The sequence below is a fragment of the Actinoplanes sp. NPDC051411 genome (genome assembly GCF_040682075.1).
GTDB lineage: Bacteria > Actinomycetota > Actinomycetes > Mycobacteriales > Micromonosporaceae > Actinoplanes.
On record NZ_JBFBAD010000162.1, the window covers coordinates 1 to 17,798 of the forward strand.

Here is a 17,798-nt window from a genome sequence, read left to right on the forward strand (position 1 = left end):
TCCGGCTGCTGGACGCCCCGATCGCGCTGGTCCGGGACCGCCTGTCGCTGCACAAGACTCCCACGACTCGGGCGGCGATCGCCGCCCAGCCTTGGCCGCGCGTCTACGAACTCCCGGCCTACGCACCAGAGCTCAACCCGGTCGAGAACGTCTGGCCGACCATCAAAGGCAGCCTGGCCAACCTTGCCGTCCGCACCGTCAACGACCCCACCACCGCGGCGAAGAACCGCCTTGAACGCATGCAATACCGCGCCGCCCCGATCGACGGCTACCTCACCGCAACGGGTCTACCTCCACCAACACCACCCTGACCCCACCCCAAAAGGTGTCTAGTGTTTCGTCGTGACGACACCAGGAACGGGCCGGATCGTGCTGCTCAACGGCGCTTCGAGTTCGGGGAAGAGCAGCGTTGCCCGGGCTCTGCTTCCGCTGCTTGCCGACCCGTGGTTCTTCGTTCCCGTCGACGCGATCGGAGCGATGCGTTCCGCCGTCCACACTCGGGTGCTCGACGAGACGGAAGTCAGCGAAATGCTGCGGAGGACCCGGCTCGGCTATCACCGGGCAGTGGCCGCCCTGGCCTCGGCGGGGAACCACGTCATCATGGACTACCCGCTCAGCGAGCAGTGGCGCGTCACGGATCTGCTCACGACGCTGGCCGGATATGACGTGACGCTCGTGGAGGTTCGTTGCTCAGCCGAGGAGCTCGAGCGGCGGGAGCGCGTTCGCGGTGATCGGCCGCTGGGGCTGGCCCGCTCGCAGACGATGGTCTACGCGCATGGCGAGTTCGACATCGCCGTGGATACCACGGACACCGGAGCTGACGAGTGCGCGCGCATGATCGTGCAGGGGCTGGACGCGACCGCGGGCCCGAAGGCGTTCGATCGGCTCCGTCAACGACTGGTGCCTGACGGCCGCACTTGAGGCTGGGGATCCGGGCCGCACCCCCGCCGGCCCGGATCCCCGGTCTCCTATCCCTGGAACTTGCCGATCACCTTGGTGTAGTCCAGGTTGGCGTTGTCGCGGCTGAGCTCCCAGTACGTGAAGCGCGTGAGGCCGTGCTGCTGGGCGTAGGACAGCATGGTGTTGAAGTTGGCGACGGTGACGTTGCCGTTCGCGTCGGTCTTCGCGTTCATCGACGAGATGCCCTGCTTGGCGTAGATGCTCGCGTCGGTGCCGCCGAGCGCCGACTTGAGCTGCTTGTGCAGACCCTCGCTGGCCGAGACGGTGACCGCGCCGTGGTCGACGCCGGAGTCGTTGTCGCTGAAGTCGAACGGCATGATCGTCCAGTTGTCGACCGGGGAGCCGATCGCGGCGGCCTGGCCGGGGATTTTCGCCTCGTCGCCCTCGAGCCCGTTCTTGCCGGTGCCCAGGGTCAGGATCGTCGAGACGCCGGGGTTCTTCTGCTTGACGATCTTCAGTGCTTTGAGGACCTTGTTGGACTGGCTGACCTCACCCGCCTCCAGGTCGATGTCGATCGCCTTGAGCTTGTAGAGGTCGATCACCTTCTGGTAGGCCCCGGCCAGCACGGTCTCGTTGGAGCACGAGTTGCCGAGTTTGTTGCCGGAGTAGCCGCCGAACGACACGACCACGTCACCGCCGGCCCCGCGAATCTTGTTGATCATGCTCTGTTTGCCGGAGTCGTTGAGCGTGCCCGAGTCCCAGACCGGCGAGCAGGTGCCCTGGTTGAGGATGAAGGCGAGGGTGAACGCCTTCACGCCGGTCGTGTTCATGACGTTGACCGGGTCCTTGGTGCCGCTCACGTTGGAGTAGATGTAGGGCGCGCCGCCGCGTACGGCAAGAGCGGAAGCGGCCGTCGTGGCCGCCTCACTCACCGACATGCCGGCCCAGACACCTCCGACAGCGACGGCCGCGACCAGACCGCCGACGAGGGTTTTGCGGTACTTCATGGGGATTACCTCCGTTGTGAGGGATGCGGAGGAGGCTAATCGTGAGCTTGTCTTACATATAGTCCATTTAAGGAAATTTATGATTCCGCGCATCTCGGGTGATCAGGCAAGCGCTTGCCTGCACGGCGTCTGCTCATGTAGATAGGTAGATGTCAATGCTTCACCGGCGTGATCGTGGGCGCGCCGTCCCCGTCCATCGATCCCGAGGCAGGCCATGAAAAGACGTCTGACGAGCATCGGCGCGGCCGTGCTCGCCGTCCTCGCGTCCACGCTGTTCCTCGCCCGGCCGGCGCTCGCCGCCACCGGGCTGCACATCAGCGGGACCAGCATCGTCGAGTCGAACGGCAACAAGTTCGTGATGCGCGGCATCAACCACGAGCACACCTGGTTCGCCAACCAGACCGGCTCGTTCGCCGACATCAAGGCGACCGGCGCCAACACCGTACGCGTGGTCCTCAGCGGCGGCCGCTGGACCGCCAACTCGGCCGCCGACGTGGCCAACGTGATCGCGCTGTGCAAGCAGAACAAGCTGATCTGCGTCCTCGAGGACCACGACACCACCGGGTACGGCGAGGACAGCGCGGCGTACACGCTCGACCAGGCGGTGAACTACTGGATCGGCCTCAAGAGCGTGCTGGCCGGCCAGGAGGACTACGTCATCATCAACATCGGCAACGAGCCGATCGGCAACACCAACCCCGGCCAGTGGACGGCCGCCACGGTCGCCGCGGTCCAGAAGATGCGCAGCAACGGCTTCCAGCACATGCTGATGGTCGACGCGCCGAACTGGGGCCAGGACTGGCAGTTCACGATGCGCGACAACGCGCAGACGGTCCTCGACGCCGACTCGCAGCACAACACGATGCTGTCCATCCACATGTACTCGGTGTTCAACACGGCCTCGTCGATCGCGTCCTACCTGGACACGTTCGCCGCCAAGGGCTGGCCGCTGGTGATCGGCGAGTTCGGCTGGCAGTACGACTCGACCCAGGTCGACGACCAGACGCTGATGTCGGAGGCGGTCAAGCGCGGCATCGGCTACATCGGATGGTCGTGGGCGGGCAACAACGACCCGATCCTCGACATGACCAACAACTTCGACCCGGCCCAGCTCACCACGTGGGGTCAGCGGATCGTCAACGGCCCCAACGGCATCAAGGCGACCGCCAAGCAGGCGACCATCTTCGGCACGTCGACTCCGCCGCCCACCACTCCGCCGACCAGTCCCCCGACCACACCGCCCACCACGCCGCCCACCACGCCGCCTCCGTCCGGTGGTGGCTGCACGGCGGCCTACTCGATCACCGGCTCGTGGGGCGGCGGCTTCCAGGCCGACGTCAAGGTGACCGCGGGCTCGTCGGCGATCAAGAGCTGGACGGTGACGTGGACCTACGCCAACGGCCAGACCGTCTCCCAGGCCTGGAACGCGACCGTGACGAGCAGCGGCGCGAACGTGACGGCCCGCAACGTCAGCTACAACGGCAGCCTGGCCGCCGGCGGGACGGCCTCGTTCGGCTTCCTCGGCTCGTGGAACGGCTCCAACCCCGTACCCAATCCGACCTGCACCGCAGGCTGACCCGGTGCCGGGCCGCCCAGAGCGGCCCGGCGCCTCCTCCCGCCGCAGGCCTCAATTGAGCAGCGAATGCTTCCGGCTGTACAAGAAGTAGACGATCATGCCGATCACGAACCAGACCGCGAACCGCAGCCACGTGACCGGCGACAGGAACGTGATCAGCCAGATCGAGAAGACCACGCCGATCGCCGGAACCACCGGCATGGCGGGCAGGCGGAAACTGCGCGGCACGTCCGGCCTGCGGTAGCGAAGCACGATCACCGCCACGCAGACCACGACGAACGCCAGCAGAATGCCGATGTTGGTCAGCTCCGCCGCCTCCTCGATCGGCAGGAAGCCGGCAATGATCGCCGACGCGGCGCCGGTGATCCAGGTGACCCGGGTCGGCACCCGGCGGGTCGGGTGCAGACGGGCGAACCATTGGGGCAGCAGACCGTCGCGGCTCATCGAATACCAGACCCGGGTCACGCCGAACATGAACGTGAACATCACCGTCAGAATGCCGATGATCGCGCCGACCGCGATGACGTCGGCCAGCCCGGAGAGCCCGACCGAGGCGAACGCGGTCGAGAAGCCGCTCTTCGGGTCGACGTCCTTGTAGTTCTGCATGCCGGTCAGCACCAGGCAGGCGAGCACGTAGAGCACCATCGAGATGGCCAGCGAGTAGATGATCGCCTTGGGCAGATGCCGCCGCGCATCCTTGGATTCTTCGGCCGCCGTGCTCATCGCGTCGTAGCCGAACACCGCGAAGAACACAGTGGACGCACCGGTGATCGCCCCGCCCACCCCGAACGGGAAGAACGGGTGGTAGTTCGACGAGTGCACGTGGAAGAACCCGACGACCACCACAAGCAGCACGACGGCCACCTTCACCGCGACGACCGCGGTCTCGGTGCGGGCCGCCGCCCGGACGCCGAGGTTGAGCAGGTAGGCGATGAGCAGGCACAGCAGTACCGCGAACAGATCGACCACATGGCCGGTCCCGGTGCCCGGCGCCCCCAGCATCCACGCCGGCAGGTGCACCCCGACATCCGACATCAGGAACGAGAAGTACCCGGAGATGCCGATCGCCACCACCGCCACGATCGCCGTATATTCCAGCAGCAGATCCCAGCCGATGAACCAGCCGACGATCTCCCCCAGCACCGCATAGCCATAGGTGTAGGCCGAGCCGGCCTTCGGAATCATGCCCGCGAACTCGGCATAGGAGAGCGCCGCGGCCGCACTCGCCACCCCCGCGATCAGGAACGAGATCAGCACAGCCGGCCCGGCCGTCTCGTGCGCCACCGCCCCGGCCAGCGCGAAGATCCCGGCGCCGATAATGCCGCCGACGCCGATCGCGGTCAGCTGAAACAGCCCCAGCGAACGGTTGAGGTCGGTCCGCGTCTCGTCGGTGATGTCCTCGACCGGCTTCCGCCGGAACAGTCCGTCCATTTACATGGACTACCACGCTTTCCCCCACAACGCATCCAACATCATGGATTCCAAGCCGTCGGCCCCGCGAGCCGCCGGCCCTTTTCCCGTACGCCACTCAGCCCTCCCCGCCGCCCAGCCCTCCCCGCCGCCCAGCCCTCCCCGCCGCCCAGCCCCTCCCGCCGCCCAGCCCCTCCCCGGCATCACTCAGCCCTCCCAAACGGATTCAGCCCGTCCCGACGCGTCAGCTCTTGCCGAGCGCCAGTCAGCCGTCCCCAACGCCGTCAGCTCTCGCCGGGCACCGTCAGTTCTCGCCGAGCGCCAGTCGGCTCTTCCGAACTCCGCCCTTCGCGGTGCTACCCACCCCGCCCTCCCGGCGCTCTCGGTTCTTGCGCCCAGCGCGAAGCCCTTCCCTCCTTCGCCCAGCCCCTTCCAACGTCGGCCAGTCCTTCGCGACGCCGACCAGTCCTCGCGGCGCTCGCAGCTCTTGTCACTTGGCGCAAGGCCCTTCCGTCTTCCGCCCAGCCCCTTCGGTCTTCCGCCCAGCCCCTTCCGGCGCCGGCCAGTGCTTCGCGGCGTTACCCCAGCCCTGGCGGCGCACCCAGCTCTTGCCGCCCGACGTAAAACCCTCCCGCCCTCGACTCGGCGCAGTGCAACCCCCGCGGCACCACCCCAACCCCCGCGGCGCCCAAGCCCTTGCCGCCCGGCGCAAACCGTCCTGCGAGGTGGCGGCGGCGAGCAGGCTGCCGGTCGAGCGGGGTGTCGTGGTCGCCGTCCGCTCAGCCCTTTCCGCCGCTGCGCTCCCCTTCGCGACGCCCCCAACTCTCGTCACCTGCCGCGAAGCGGTTCCGCCCTCCGCCCAGCTCTCGCGACGCCGGCAGCGACCCAGCTCTTGCCGCCCGGCGAAAGGCCCCTCCCGCGGCCGCTCAGCCCCGGGCGCTGCGCATCCCTCCGCGACACGAACCTGTCCTCGCCCCGCCCCCGGCTCTCCTGACTGCCGCCCTCCGCCCAGGCCCCTCGTGGCGCTACCCAGCCCGCGCACGGTCCCGCTTTTTGTCGCCTGACGCTAAACCCTTCATTCAGCGGCGCTGCGCGGCCCCCGCGATGCCGTCAGCTTTCCGGCTCGGCGCGAAGCCCTTTCGCGCCCCGCGCCCGGCCGTGCGTTCAGCCGACCGGGCGTGCCAGGCGGGCGACGACCGACTCGACCAGGACCCGCCGGTTGGTGGACGCGGCCGTGACCGACCGCCCGTCCGTCGAGATGACGAACGACGTGGTCCCGCCGGGGCCCGTTCCCGGGTGGCCGTAGAGGCCCCGCTGACGGTTGACCAGCCAGCCCAGGCCGTCGTTGAGCGCTTCGGTCGCGAGGTCGCCGGGGAGCAGGGAGGCCCAGCCGCTCCCGAACCGCACGATGTCGGCCGGTGTGGACCAGAGGCCCAGGGCAGCCGGTAGCGCGCCGAGCATGCGGACCGGCCCGTCGTCGCCATGTCCCGTGACGGCGTCGGTGACCGGCCACCGCTCGGGGAAGGACGAGCGGGTCATGCCCAGCGGTTCGAGCACGAGCGTGCGGGCCGCGTCAGCGAATCTCTCACCCGTCACGTCGCTCAGCAACTGGCCGAGGACGCCGTAACCGCCGTGACTGATCCGGACCTCACCCCGCCCCTCGCAGGCGACCGTCACGCCGAGGAGTTCCCGCTGGTCGGGCACCCGCTCGGCGAACAGCTCGCCCGGGTTGGGCACGCCCCCGCGATGGGCGAGCAGATCGCGGACCGTGACGTCGTCGTCGAGCCGCGTTCCGGTCAGGTAGCCATTGGCCGGCGCGTCGAGTTCGACCCGCCCGTCCGCGATCAGGCGCAGCACGGCCACCGCGGTGATCGCCTTGGTCGTGCCATAGACCGGGAAGCGGTGCTCAACGCGCAGCCGCTCCTCACGATCGAGGTCGGCCCACCCGAACGCCGCCGCCCACGAGACACCGCCGGGCACCTCGCGCATGCGGTCATCGCCGGCCGCAAGCGGCCCGCAAGCCTCCAGTCCGTCAGCGACCGGACGACCAGCAGCAGCCAACCCGCCACCCGCGGCGGCGACCGCCCCGAGCCGCCATCCACCCGCCCTCTCCCCCGGCCAGTGCGCGGCGGCCGAGAGGGCGGTCAGGCCGAGCTCCGAATAGCTCTCGCCCAGCGTCACGAGAGCCGTATCCGGTACCGGGCCGGTGAAGCTCCGCGGCGGAGCGGCGGAGGGCTGATCGGGGGCGGGGTCGGCGATCGGGTAAAGCCGCATGACCCGCAACCGGCGGGGATCGGAGGGTTCGGCCGCTGCCTCGACGCGGAGGCCGCCGATGCGGGCGCGGACGGTTTCCGGGCCGGCCGAGGTGACCGTCAGGTGCTGGTGGAGCTGGGCGGCGACCGGGCGCAGCGCCCGCACCATGATGTCGGGTGGGAGCAGCTTGAGGAAGTCGTCGGCGAAGTGTTCGCGCAGCTCGGGCTCGCTGGGTGGGAGCCAGGACGGGGAGGCGGCGCCGCGGAAGCGGACGACGACCCAGCGCACCTGGGCCAGCGCCGGGTTGGTCTCGCCCTCGATGGCGGCCTTGAGCGCAGTCCAGCTAGGCAGGCCGTGCTCGCGGGCGATCGCCCGCTGGGCGTCGTGCAGGGTGGGGAACTCGCCCGCGCCGAGGCGGCGTTTCGCCTCGACCTTGAGATAGCGCAGGCTGGGGTGGTCGGGAAGATCCCGTGGCTGGATGGACAAGGCAGTCTCTCCTCGTGCCCGCGGGTCCGCGACGTCGGGCGGAAAGACAGCCGTCGTCGACATGCGACTTGCGCAAACCGGTGAGCTTGCAGCTCTGCCCGCGGACCCAGAGGCGACCGGAACCACCTGCCCGACAAGTTACACCACTCTTGACCCGGAGAGCGCTCTCACCCATGCTGGAAACTCGACGCTTAACCGTTTAAGTTCCGGGGGCTCCGATGGAGAGCATCACCAAGAACAGACAGTCGCTGCCGGCTCTGCGAGCCATGATCTCGCGGGCGTACGGGGTGAGCCGCGTCCCGACCGGCGACGACTGGGTGACCGAGCTGAGTCATGGGTGGTTCAGCGTCGCGTACCGGATCCGCTTGCGCGACGGCGCGCAGGTGGTTCTCAAAATCGCGCCGCCCGCCGGGGTTGAGGTTCTGACCTACGAGCGAGGGGCCATGGCCACCGAGCTCGCCGCGATCCGGCTGATCCGGGAGCACACGACCGTGCCGGTGCCGGACGTCCACTTCGCCGACTGCAGCCATGAGCTGTGCGACTCCGACTACTTCTTCATGGGCTTCGTCGACGCGCCCAACTTCGGCATGATCAAGGAGCAGCTCTCGCCGGCCGAGCGGGACCGCTACAACGAGGCGCTCGGCGCGACGACGCGGGAGCTCAACTCGATCAAGGGGCCCGGGTTCGGGCCGCTCGCCGGGCCTTTCGTCGCCTCGTGGCGGGTCCGGTTCGCCGCGATGGTCGAGGACATCCTGCGCGACGGCGAGCGGCGGTCGGTCGACCTCGGCTGGGACTACGCCGAAGTACGCAAGGTGTTCACCGAGCACGCGCCCACACTGGACGAGGTCACCGAGCCGGTGTTCGTCGAGTGGGACCTCTGGGACAACAACGCGATGATCTCGGACGGGCGGATCGCCTGCGTCATCGACCACGAGCGCGCGTTCTACGGCGATCCGCTGATCGAGGCCGGGTTCACCGCGTTCGAGATGCCGGTGTTCGGGTCGTCGACCGCTTTCATGCGCGGCTACGGCCGGACGGAGTTGAGCCCGGCCGAACGGATCCGGCGGCGGCTGTACACGATGTACCTGGCCGTCATCATGGTCGTCGAGACCCGCTATCGCGGTCACAACGACGACGAGGAATACGACTTCGCCCGGGCGCGGATCGACGATCTCATGGCGTTGCTCGGGCGTACGCATTGACGTCTCCCCTGGGAAGCCGGCCGGTCGGCCGGCTGCTCTGGCAGGCGTGCTCGCAGACCACGCTCTCCGTGGGGGTCTATGGAATCTATGCGCTGACCAACGCCGCGTTCGTCGCCCGCGGGGTCGGGCCGTCGGCGATGGCCGCGGTCAACCTGGTCGCCCCGGTGCTGCTCGTGCTGGGCGCGGTGTCGACGACCGTCGGCGTGGGCGGCGCCTCGCTGGTCTCCCGGTCGCTGGGCGCGGGTGATCCGCTGTCGGCCGCGCGGGCGGCCGGGAACGCCTTCGCCCTGTTCTGGGCCACCGCGGCGGTCATCACCGTCGTCGGCCTCATCGCACTCGGCCCGCTGCTGGCCTTGCTCGGTGACACGACCGGGGCGTCCCGCGGCTACGCCGGGATCATCCTGGCCGGGGCGCTCGTCTCGACCGGCTTCTCGAGCCTGGTGCGGGCCGAGGGCCGGATGCGTTTCTCCACCCTGATCTGGGTCGCGGCGGTGCTGCTCCAGATCATCCTCGATCCGGTGCTCATCTTCGGGCTGCACCTCGGGGTACGCGGCGCCGCGCTCGGCACGGTCGGCGGCCAGTCGGTGTCGGCCGGCCTGAGCATGTGGTTCTTCTTCGTCCAGCGGGACCGCCCCTACCGGATCCGCCGGTCCGACCTGGTGTTCCACGGCCCGACCGTGCGCGCGCTGGTCGGTGTCGGCGCCCCGTCGTTCCTCACCGGGCTCGGCGCCACGCTGCTGGCCCTGCTGGTCAACAAGTCGCTCGGCGCGACGTCCGCGCTCGCCGCGTACGCCGTCTGCGCCCGCATCCAGACCTTCGTGATGATGCCTCAGCTCGGCATCAGCCAGGGCCTGCAGCCGATAGTCGGCTACAACACCGGCCGCGGTCTCGTCACGCGCGTCGCCCGGGCCCGGGCCCTGGCCCTGCGGGCGTCGCTGCTCTACGGATTCCTGGTCGCCGCCGCGGTCGTCCTGTTCGCCGGCCCGCTGGTCGGCTTCTTCCTCGGCGCCGGCCCGACGGCGTCGACCGGCCGCGGCGCGCTGCGGATCATCGGCCTGGGCTTCGCCTTCGCCGGCGTGACCCCGCTCGTCTCCGCCTACTGCCAGGCGGTCGGCCGGGCCGGCCCGTCCTACCTCATCTCGATCGGCACCCTGCTGCTGGTGAAGGCGCCGCTGGTGCTGCTGCTGGGCCGGACCGGCGTCACGGGTGTCTGGACCGCCCTGGCCCTGGGTGAACTGGTGTCGGCGACGCTCGCCCTGATCTTGTCGTACCCCCGCGCTTCGGCCACCGGGCGGCCGAATCCGGCTTAGGCTGCTGAAACGTGGGGGTGATCGCGCGGCTGTACGAGGACGAGTACGGCCCCGAGTTCGGCAGCGTCGTCATCCGCGACGACGACCCGTGCGGGCAGTTCGACGACGTCGACGACGGCGGGCTGCTGGGCGAGTCCAGCGGATCGCTGTGGGGCACGGTGGCCCGGGCCGGGACGGGATTTCTGCAGCTCAACGCCACCGGCTCCAACCAGCGGGTGCTGATCGAGGCGCACGACGGCGAGCCGGGGCCGGAGACCGAGCCGTGGGGCGACGTGGTCGAGACCCCGTACTTCTGTCGCACCGGCTTCGTCCATCTCACCCGTACCACCGGCGGCACCCGGCACTCGTGGACGGCGTTCCCGCTCGGCGGTCCCGGCCACTACCGGGCCCGGGTGTGCCGCGTCGCGGTGGGCCGCGGGTTCGACTGGACCGTACGGTTCTGGGCCGCCCACCTGCGCCTGCCGGCCTGGCTCGTACGCGACCCGGAGACGTTCCGGCCCGACACCCTCGACGACGACATCTACGCGCTCGCCTCCTGGTCGCCGCTCGGCCGGATGACCACGACCATCGACGACCTCGCGGGAACACTGCTCGTGGACCTGGAGTCGGTGCGGGCCGCGTTGACGACTTCGCAGCATCTGACCGTCGCCGGCCAGACGCGGCTGACCATCCAGGCACTGTCCGACGAGGACCTGAGCTGAGGGGTCCTCGTGGCCGGGACGTCGGTGTCCCCCCGGCGGCGACATAGTCCGCTAGGGTGGCGACATGGGTTGCTTCTCGATCACCGACGCCTAGCGGCGCCGCGGCCATTGCCTGCCCCTCCTGGGGCAGTGCGGGACGCACCGCCACATCGGTGTCCGGTCGGCAGTCACTCGCTTCGCGGGTGCTGCCGCTTCGTCCTGCCTGATCAGGGGAGCAATGTCCCAGCAACTCGATACTTCACGCCGGCACAGCTGGCTCCGCATCATCCGGCTGCTTCCCGTGGCCGGCCCCGTCACCATCGTCGCGGCGGCGCTCAATCTGCTGATCGGCCTGCTCCCCCTGGGGTTCGTGATCGGCACCAGCGTGGCCGTCGACCGGGTCGCGGGAACCGGCCGCGGCATCTGGGCCGGGGTCGGGCTGGCCGTGGTCTCGCTGCTGCTGCAGGCTGTCCTCTCGCCGTTCCAGGCCGCGTTCACCGAACTGATCAGCCGGCGGGTGGACGCCGCCTGCGCCCGGCGGCTCATGCGGGCCACCCTCACCGAGGCGCCCATCGACCGGCTGGAACAGCCGGATCTCCTGGACCGGATGGGTGATGCCCGCCGGGGCCTGGTCGAATACTCGGCGACCCCGGGTGCGGCGGTCGCCGGGTTGATCGCGCTGATCGCCCGCTATGTCCAGCTCGCCGGGGGCGTGGTGCTCACCGGGATGGTGCTCGGCCCGGTGGCCGCGCTGGTGATCACGGCGGCGGCGCTGGTCGCCCGGTTCGGCGAGCGGGGCGCGCAGACCCGTTATTCGGTTCTCCGGAGCCGGAGCGCGGCCGCCCGGCGCAAGGCCTACTACGTCCTCGACACCGGCAGTTCGACGGCCGCGGCCAAGGAGATCCGGATGCTCGGGACGCTGCCGTGGTGGCGGCAGCGCGCTGATCGCGACTCCGATTCCTACCTGCGTCCACTGTGGCGCGCCCGCCGCCGGATCCGCCTCGCGCCGTTCACCGCGTACAGCCTGGTCGTGCTGGCGGGGGCGCTGGCCGTGCTGATCATGCTGCGCGACGCCGCCGGCCGCGGCGACCTGAGCGTGCTCGGCCTGTCGCTGGGCCTGCAGGCGATCCTCATCCCGCTGCGGTTCGGGGTGTACTTCCCCGAGGCCGATTCCCAGACCCAGGACGGCATGCGGGCCTACGAGTCGATCCTGGCGATCGAGCGGGCTGCCGGGCAGCGCTCCCCGGATCGGCGGCGGCCCGGTGGGCCGGCCGGGCCGGTTCCCGTACGCGGTATCGCGTTCGAGAAGGTCAGCTTCTCCTACCCGGGCCGCGGCCGTAATGTGCTGCGAGAGCTCGATCTGGAGCTGCCGGCGGGCACGTCGACCGCGATCGTCGGGCTGAACGGCGCGGGCAAGACCACACTGGTCAAGCTGCTGTCGAAGCTGTACGAGCCGACCGCCGGCCGGATCAGCGTGGACGGCACCGGCCTGGGCGAGTTCGACGCCCGGTCGTGGCAGCGACGCCTCGCGGTGATCTATCAGGACTACGTCCGCTACGAGCTCGACGCGGCCGCCAACGTCTGGCTCGGCGCACCCGGGCAGATGGCCGACTCGGAGGCCCTGCAACGGGCCATCGAGTGGGCCGGTGCCGCCGAGGTGATCGCGACCCTGCCGGAGGGCCTGGCGACCGTGTTGTCCAGCCGCTATTCGGGCGGGGTGGACCTGTCGGGCGGGCAGTGGCAGCGGATCGCCCTGGCCCGCGCCCTGTTCGCCGTGCAGGCCGGCGCCTCCGTGCTCGTGCTGGACGAGCCGACCGCGCAGCTGGACGTCCGGGCCGAGGTCGCGTTCTTCGACCGGTTCCTGGAACTCACCCGCGGGCTGACGACCGTGGTCATCTCCCACCGGTTCTCCACCGTGCGGCGCGCGGACCGGATCGTGGTCCTGGACGGCGGCCGGATCACGGAACAGGGCAGCCACGAGGAGCTGATGGCGGCGGGCGGCCAGTACGCGGGGCTGTTCGAGCTGCAGGCCCGGAGGTTCGCATGAGGATCTTCCGAGCGGTGCGCTTCCTGTTCGCCCTGGGCCTGAAGGTGGACGCGATGCGGTTGCTGCGCGCGACCGTACTCGCGATCGCCCTCTACGTCGCCGCGCCACTGGCTGCCCTGGCGCTGCGCGACCTGACCGACGACGTACTGGCCGGCCGTTCCGGGCCCGCGCTGGTCGCGGCGGTCTTCGCCTCGGTGGCACTGGTCGCCCAGCTCATGCTCGGCCACTTCTGCCACCTGGATCTCACCCGGCTGTCCGAGGGGCAGGAGATGCGCCTGCGCGGCGAGCTGATGGACCTGGTGAACGGGCCGTCCCGCATCGACCACCTGGACCGGCCCGACGTGGCCGACGACGTGGAGCTGGTACGCGACGGCCTGAAGGCCACGGCCCAGTCCATGGAGGGGGTGCTGCAGCTCGCCGGCCTGCTGCTGCAGCTCGCCGTCACCGTCGTTCTGCTCGCTCTGGTCAGTCCGCTGTTCGCGGTCCTGCCGCTGTGCGCCGTGGTGCCCGTCCTGCTGGAACGAACGGCGCAGTCCGCCGTGGAAAACGCCCGGGAGCGGACCGCCGAGCGGTTCCGGCTGGCCAAGCACCTGCTCGAACTCGCGACCAGCACCGGGCCGGTCCGGGAGTCGCGGCTGTTCGGCGCCGAGGACGAGATCCTCCGGCGCCACCGGGCCGCCTGGGACGAGGTGACCGGCGCAATGTGGCGGGCCCAGCTCAAAGCCGCGGTCTACCGGGCGCTCGGCCAGGGGTTCTTCGCCCTCGGCTACGGCGGGGCCGTCGTGCTGGAGCTCTACCGCGCGCTGCACGGCCACGCCTCGGTCGGCGACCTGGTCCTCGTCATCACCCTCGCGGTGCAGGTGAGCGTGCAGGTCTCCGGCGCCCTCGGCGTGCTGTCGCTGCTGCAGGTCGCCGGGCGCACCACCGACCGGATAGGCGACCTGCGGGCGATCGCCGCCGAGGGTCCCGCCGCCACGGCCACCCTTCCGGGAAGGCTGAACCACGGGATCACCCTGGAGGACGTCGCGTTCACCTACCCCGGCGCGGAACGGCCCGTGCTGTCCGGGGTCTCGATGCACATCCCGGCCGGGTCGGTCCTGGCCCTGGTCGGCGAGAACGGGGCCGGCAAGTCCACGCTGGTCAAACTGCTGTGCGGCCTCTACCGGCCGACCAGCGGGCGGATCCTCGTCGACGGCCAGGACCTGGCCGGAGTCGACCCCGCGCAGTGGCGCTCCCGCGTGTCCACCCTGTTCCAGGACTTCCACCACATCGAGCTGACCCTCGGCGAGAGCATCGGGCACGGCGACATCGCCCGGGCCGGCGACCCCGGGGCGGTCGGCGCCGCCGCGGAGAAGGCCCGCGCGGAGCGGGTCCTGCGCGCGGTCCCCGGCGGGCTGGAGGGGTACGTCGGCCACTCGTACGCCGACGGCACGGAGCTGTCCGGCGGCCAGTGGCAGACGGTGGGCCTGGCCCGCGCCCTGATGCGGCCGCATCCCCTGCTGCTGATCCTCGACGAGCCGGCCGCGGCCCTCGACGCCTCGGCCGAGCACGACCTGTTCGAGCGCTACGCCTCCTCGGCCGGGCAGGCCGGACGGCAGGACGGCGGCATCACCGTGCTCATCTCCCACCGGTTCTCCACCGTGGGCATGGCCGACCTCATCGTCGTCCTCGACCACGGCCGGCTGGCCGAATACGGCACCCACGGCGAGCTCATGACCGCCCACGGCCTCTACGCCGAACTGTTCACCCTCCAGGCGCGGGCCTACGGCTAGTCTCGTCGGCTCTTCCCGCGCCGTTCACGCGGGCTTCGGTCATACCAACTAACTTGCGGACCTATGCCCGCTTGTGACTTCACCCGCCGTGACCTGCTGCTCTGGACCGCGCTGGCCGCCACCGCCGGCCCACTGGCCCTCGCCGAGCCCGCCCGCGCCGCCGGGACCGGGCGCGACGGCGTGGCCGCCGTCGACCTCGAACTCGTGACCCTGGCCGAGGACCACGCCGTCGTCACCTGGTACACCGGGGTGCCGGGCACCGACGACGGGCTCGGCCGCATGCTGCCCGCGCCGGCCGACAGCGTGGTCGTCTACGGCACCCACCCGGCCCGGCTCAACCGGGTCGCCCAGGCGACCGGCCCGAACACGGCCTACCACCACGTGGAGCTGCGCGGACTCGAGCCCGGGCAGACCTACTACTACCAGGCCCGGTCGCGCGGGCAGGCCGCCTCGCCGACGCCGTTCACACTGATCAGCGGCAACGCGGTCGGCACCTCGTCCTGCGGGCTGGGCACCACCGGGCCGTTCGCGTTCACGACCCCGCAGCCGCCGCGCGGGCGCTACCTCTTCTCGGTCGTGCTCTGCAACGACCTGCACATGGGTGAGACGCAGGCCGGGCTGGTCGGCGGCCAGCCCCAGTACATCGGCATCACCCAGGAGCCGGGGCTGCCGCCCTACCCCGAGGTCATGCTGGAGTCGCTGGTCGAGGACGTACGGCGGCACGACCCGCGCTACCTGCTCGCGGCCGGCGACATCTCGGCCGAGGCGGTGCCGGCCGACCTCGGCCGGGCCGGGCACCTTCTCGACCGCTTCGGACGGTACGAGCGGGACTACTTCGTGACCCGCGGCAACCACGACCGGGCGCACGTCGGCGACCCGTACGCCAACTGCCGCGTCGGACAGTGGCAGGGCAACGACTGCTTCTACGACGGGTTCTTCGCGCACCAGAAGCAGACGTACTTCACCCGCGAGCTGTCCGGGCTGCGGGTAATCGGCCTCGACACGTACGACAAGCCGGGCAACGGCGGTGACGCCGGCGCCCTGTCGACCGAGCAGCTGGCCTGGTTCCGCTCCGAACTGGCGAAGGACCGGGACCGCCCCACGCTGGTCTTCGGCCACCACCCACTGGTCGTGCAGGACTCCGCGTTCCCGATCACGCCGAGCAGCTCGCTGCTGGCCGACCAGGCGGCCACGATCCTCGGCGACTACGCGACAACGCCGGGCGTCTTCCTGCACCACGCCGGCCACACCCACCGCAACAAGCGCACGGTCAGCCCGTCCGCACCGAAGGTGCTGCTGCAGGAGATCGCCGCGGCCAAGGAGTACCCGGGCGGCTACTCGGTGCTGCGCCTGCACACCGGCGGTTACGCGCTCAACTTCTACAAGTCGCGCGGCGACCTGGCCCGCCGGTGGAGCGAACGCAGCCGGCAGGAGATCCTCGGCTACTGGCCGCAGTTCGCGCTCGGCGCCGCGGTGTCGGACCGCAACACGGTGGTCGCACACGACCTGTCAGGCCTCAAACGCTAAGGGGGGCCGGCGTACGCGTCGCTGCCCGGCTCGTCCTCCATGGAGGATCCGGCGGCGGCTAGGATGGGCGGGTGAACCTGCAGGTCAAGCGCGTCTACGAGGACGCCGACGACGGCGACGGCGACGGCTTCCGGGTGCTGGTCGACCGGTTGTGGCCGCGCGGCGTCTCCAAGGAGCGGGCGGCGCTCGGGCTCTGGGCGAAAGAGGTCGCGCCCAGCACCGAACTGCGCACCTGGTTCCACGCCCACCCGGGCGAGTTCGCCGAGTTCAGCCGGCGCTACCGGGCCGAACTGAAGGACAACCCCGAGGTCGGCCGGCTCCGCGGGAAACTCACCGGCCATCCGGTGATCACCCTGCTGTACGCAGTACACGACACCGAACACAACCACGCGCAAATCCTGGCCGAGGTGCTGGCCGGGTGACATGTGACCGGCGCGTCGGCGCTAGGTTGTGGGGAGCAGATAGCCCAAGATCGACTCGGGAGAGACGATGACCGACCGTGATGAGGTTGACGACAACTGGACAGGCGCGGAGGAGGACACCGGCCTGCTCGACTCGTCGGACACCCTCGAGGACGACCCCGCCGGTGATCCGCTCGACGTGGGCTACGAGCCGGCCGACCGCTGGTCGGGCGCCAACCGGTTCGGCACCACGCCGGCTGAGGAGGCGCAGGGCGAGTCGCTCGACCAGCGCCTCTCCGAGGAGGAGCCCGACTTCGGCGCCGGCGAGGACAACACCGACACCGACGAGGACGAGCTGACCCGCCGCGGCTACGACGAGGACCCGCGTTCGGGCCGCCTGGTCGCCGAGGACGAGGGCCTCGGCGCCGACGAGGACGACCAGGCGTTCGGCACCGACGTCGGCATCGACTACGGCGCCGCGTCGGCCGAGGAGGCCGCCGTGCACCTGGTCGACGACCCGAACGGGCCCGGCACCGGCCCCGAGCTCTGACAACTGCCGTGGGGCGGCGCCTGTCGCCTCACGGCACCGAGCCCACCGCACCAAGCCCACCGCATCACAGGAGGGAACCCCGATGAAGGCCACCATCGACGGCGCCGTGATCGCCGAGGCGAGCGACGACCAACTGGTGAAGATCGAGGGAAACTGGTACTTCCCGCCGTCTTCACTGACCGCCGGCACGCTCTCGGACAGCGACACGCCCTACACGTGCCCGTGGAAGGGCAAGGCCCAGTACCACGACGTCACCAGCGGCGGCACCGCCCACCACGACGCGGCCTGGAGCTACCCGGAGCCGCTGCCGACCGCGACCGACCGCGTCGGCACCGAGTTCGCGGGCTACGTCGCCTTCGACAAGTCCCAGGTCGACATCAGCTGACCACACGCTCCAGTGCGGCACCTTCCGCCGCACTGGAGCACCGCCTTACGTCGCCGCGGCCCAGAACGCGCCGGGGCGCCCCGCAAGGACGTGGCTCGACCTCGCCCAAGCAAGCGCGGCGCGCGGCGCCGCGCCAACAACCGCGCACCTCGCGCAGGGACCTCACCTCCCCTCGCCCGAGCGGGCGCGGCACGCGCCGCCGCGCCAACAACCGCGCACCTCGCGCAGGGACCTCACCTCCCCTCGCCCGAGCGGGCGCGGCACGCGCCGCCGCGCCAACAACCGCGCACCT

14 protein-coding genes and 2 pseudogenes are annotated in these 17,798 nt (G+C 70.6%); 13 read left to right on the top strand and 3 right to left on the bottom strand.

Annotation, left to right across the window (positions count from 1 at the left end; genetic code table 11):
• Positions 1 to 77 precede the first annotated feature (77 nt).
• The 3 genes and pseudogenes from AB0M88_RS47005 to AB0M88_RS47015 form a co-directional block, all read left to right on the top strand.
• Positions 78 to 122 (top strand): annotated as a pseudogene (locus AB0M88_RS47005) (hypothetical protein); the annotation flags it as partial.
• A pseudogene (locus tag AB0M88_RS47010) lies at positions 111 to 206 on the top strand (IS630 family transposase); the annotation flags it as partial. The pseudogenes AB0M88_RS47005 and AB0M88_RS47010, both read left to right, overlap by 12 nt.
• A gap of 136 nt (positions 207 to 342) precedes the next feature.
• The gene (locus AB0M88_RS47015) at positions 343 to 921 is read left to right on the top strand and encodes an AAA family ATPase (protein WP_364113696.1); all 579 of its coding nucleotides are present in this window, start codon (positions 343 to 345) and stop codon (positions 919 to 921) included.
• 47 nt (positions 922 to 968) lie between these two features.
• Here AB0M88_RS47015 and AB0M88_RS47020 read toward each other — a convergent pair whose 3' ends face one another.
• Positions 969 to 1,907, bottom strand: coding sequence for a hypothetical protein (locus tag AB0M88_RS47020; RefSeq protein ID WP_364113698.1), 939 nt, complete (start codon positions 1,905 to 1,907; stop codon positions 969 to 971).
• Between the two features lie 214 nt (positions 1,908 to 2,121).
• Here AB0M88_RS47020 and AB0M88_RS47025 point away from each other — a divergent pair, with 214 nt between their 5' ends.
• The gene (locus AB0M88_RS47025) at positions 2,122 to 3,483 is read left to right on the top strand and encodes a cellulase family glycosylhydrolase (protein ID WP_364113700.1); all 1,362 of its coding nucleotides are present in this window, start codon (positions 2,122 to 2,124) and stop codon (positions 3,481 to 3,483) included.
• A 51-nt stretch (positions 3,484 to 3,534) separates the two neighbouring features.
• On the opposite strand, the gene AB0M88_RS47030 is transcribed toward AB0M88_RS47025, so the two are convergent.
• Positions 3,535 to 4,914 (bottom strand): amino acid permease, encoded by a 1,380-nt coding sequence (locus tag AB0M88_RS47030; RefSeq protein ID WP_364113702.1) that lies wholly within the window; start codon positions 4,912 to 4,914, stop codon positions 3,535 to 3,537.
• A 1,143-nt stretch (positions 4,915 to 6,057) separates the two neighbouring features.
• Positions 6,058 to 7,632, bottom strand: coding sequence for a serine hydrolase (locus AB0M88_RS47035; RefSeq protein ID WP_364113704.1), 1,575 nt, complete (start codon positions 7,630 to 7,632; stop codon positions 6,058 to 6,060).
• 218 nt (positions 7,633 to 7,850) lie between these two features.
• On the opposite strand from AB0M88_RS47035, the gene AB0M88_RS47040 reads away from it, so the two are divergent.
• The 9 genes from AB0M88_RS47040 to AB0M88_RS47080 all read left to right on the top strand — a co-directional run bounded on the left by AB0M88_RS47040 (position 7,851) and on the right by AB0M88_RS47080 (position 17,506).
• The gene (locus AB0M88_RS47040) at positions 7,851 to 8,834 is read left to right on the top strand and encodes an aminoglycoside phosphotransferase family protein (RefSeq protein ID WP_364113706.1); all 984 of its coding nucleotides are present in this window, start codon (positions 7,851 to 7,853) and stop codon (positions 8,832 to 8,834) included.
• Positions 8,831 to 10,144 (top strand): MATE family efflux transporter, encoded by a 1,314-nt coding sequence (locus tag AB0M88_RS47045; protein WP_364113708.1) that lies wholly within the window; start codon positions 8,831 to 8,833, stop codon positions 10,142 to 10,144. The genes AB0M88_RS47040 and AB0M88_RS47045 overlap by 4 nt, the downstream gene beginning before the upstream one ends.
• An 11-nt stretch (positions 10,145 to 10,155) precedes the next feature.
• On the top strand, positions 10,156 to 10,845 hold the full coding sequence (locus AB0M88_RS47050) for a hypothetical protein (protein ID WP_364113710.1): 690 nt from the start codon (positions 10,156 to 10,158) through the stop codon (positions 10,843 to 10,845).
• A gap of 217 nt (positions 10,846 to 11,062) precedes the next feature.
• The gene (locus AB0M88_RS47055; RefSeq protein WP_364113712.1) at positions 11,063 to 12,871 is read left to right on the top strand and encodes an ABC transporter ATP-binding protein; all 1,809 of its coding nucleotides are present in this window, start codon (positions 11,063 to 11,065) and stop codon (positions 12,869 to 12,871) included.
• Complete coding sequence (locus AB0M88_RS47060; protein WP_364113714.1) at positions 12,868 to 14,643, top strand: ABC transporter ATP-binding protein; 1,776 nt, start codon at positions 12,868 to 12,870, stop codon at positions 14,641 to 14,643. The genes AB0M88_RS47055 and AB0M88_RS47060 overlap by 4 nt, the downstream gene beginning before the upstream one ends.
• A gap of 63 nt (positions 14,644 to 14,706) precedes the next feature.
• Entirely contained in the window at positions 14,707 to 16,170 is a 1,464-nt protein-coding gene (locus AB0M88_RS47065; protein ID WP_364113716.1) for a metallophosphoesterase family protein, read from the top strand.
• 71 nt (positions 16,171 to 16,241) lie between these two features.
• Positions 16,242 to 16,592 carry a DUF488 family protein gene (locus AB0M88_RS47070; RefSeq protein WP_364113718.1) on the top strand — a complete coding sequence of 117 codons (351 nt, stop codon included), beginning with the start codon at positions 16,242 to 16,244 and terminating at the stop codon, positions 16,590 to 16,592.
• Between the two features lie 67 nt (positions 16,593 to 16,659).
• Positions 16,660 to 17,121, top strand: coding sequence for a DUF5709 domain-containing protein (locus tag AB0M88_RS47075; protein ID WP_364113720.1), 462 nt, complete (start codon positions 16,660 to 16,662; stop codon positions 17,119 to 17,121).
• Between the two features lie 82 nt (positions 17,122 to 17,203).
• Positions 17,204 to 17,506 carry a DUF427 domain-containing protein gene (locus tag AB0M88_RS47080; RefSeq protein WP_364113722.1) on the top strand — a complete coding sequence of 101 codons (303 nt, stop codon included), beginning with the start codon at positions 17,204 to 17,206 and terminating at the stop codon, positions 17,504 to 17,506.
• Positions 17,507 to 17,798: the final 292 nt, after the last annotated feature.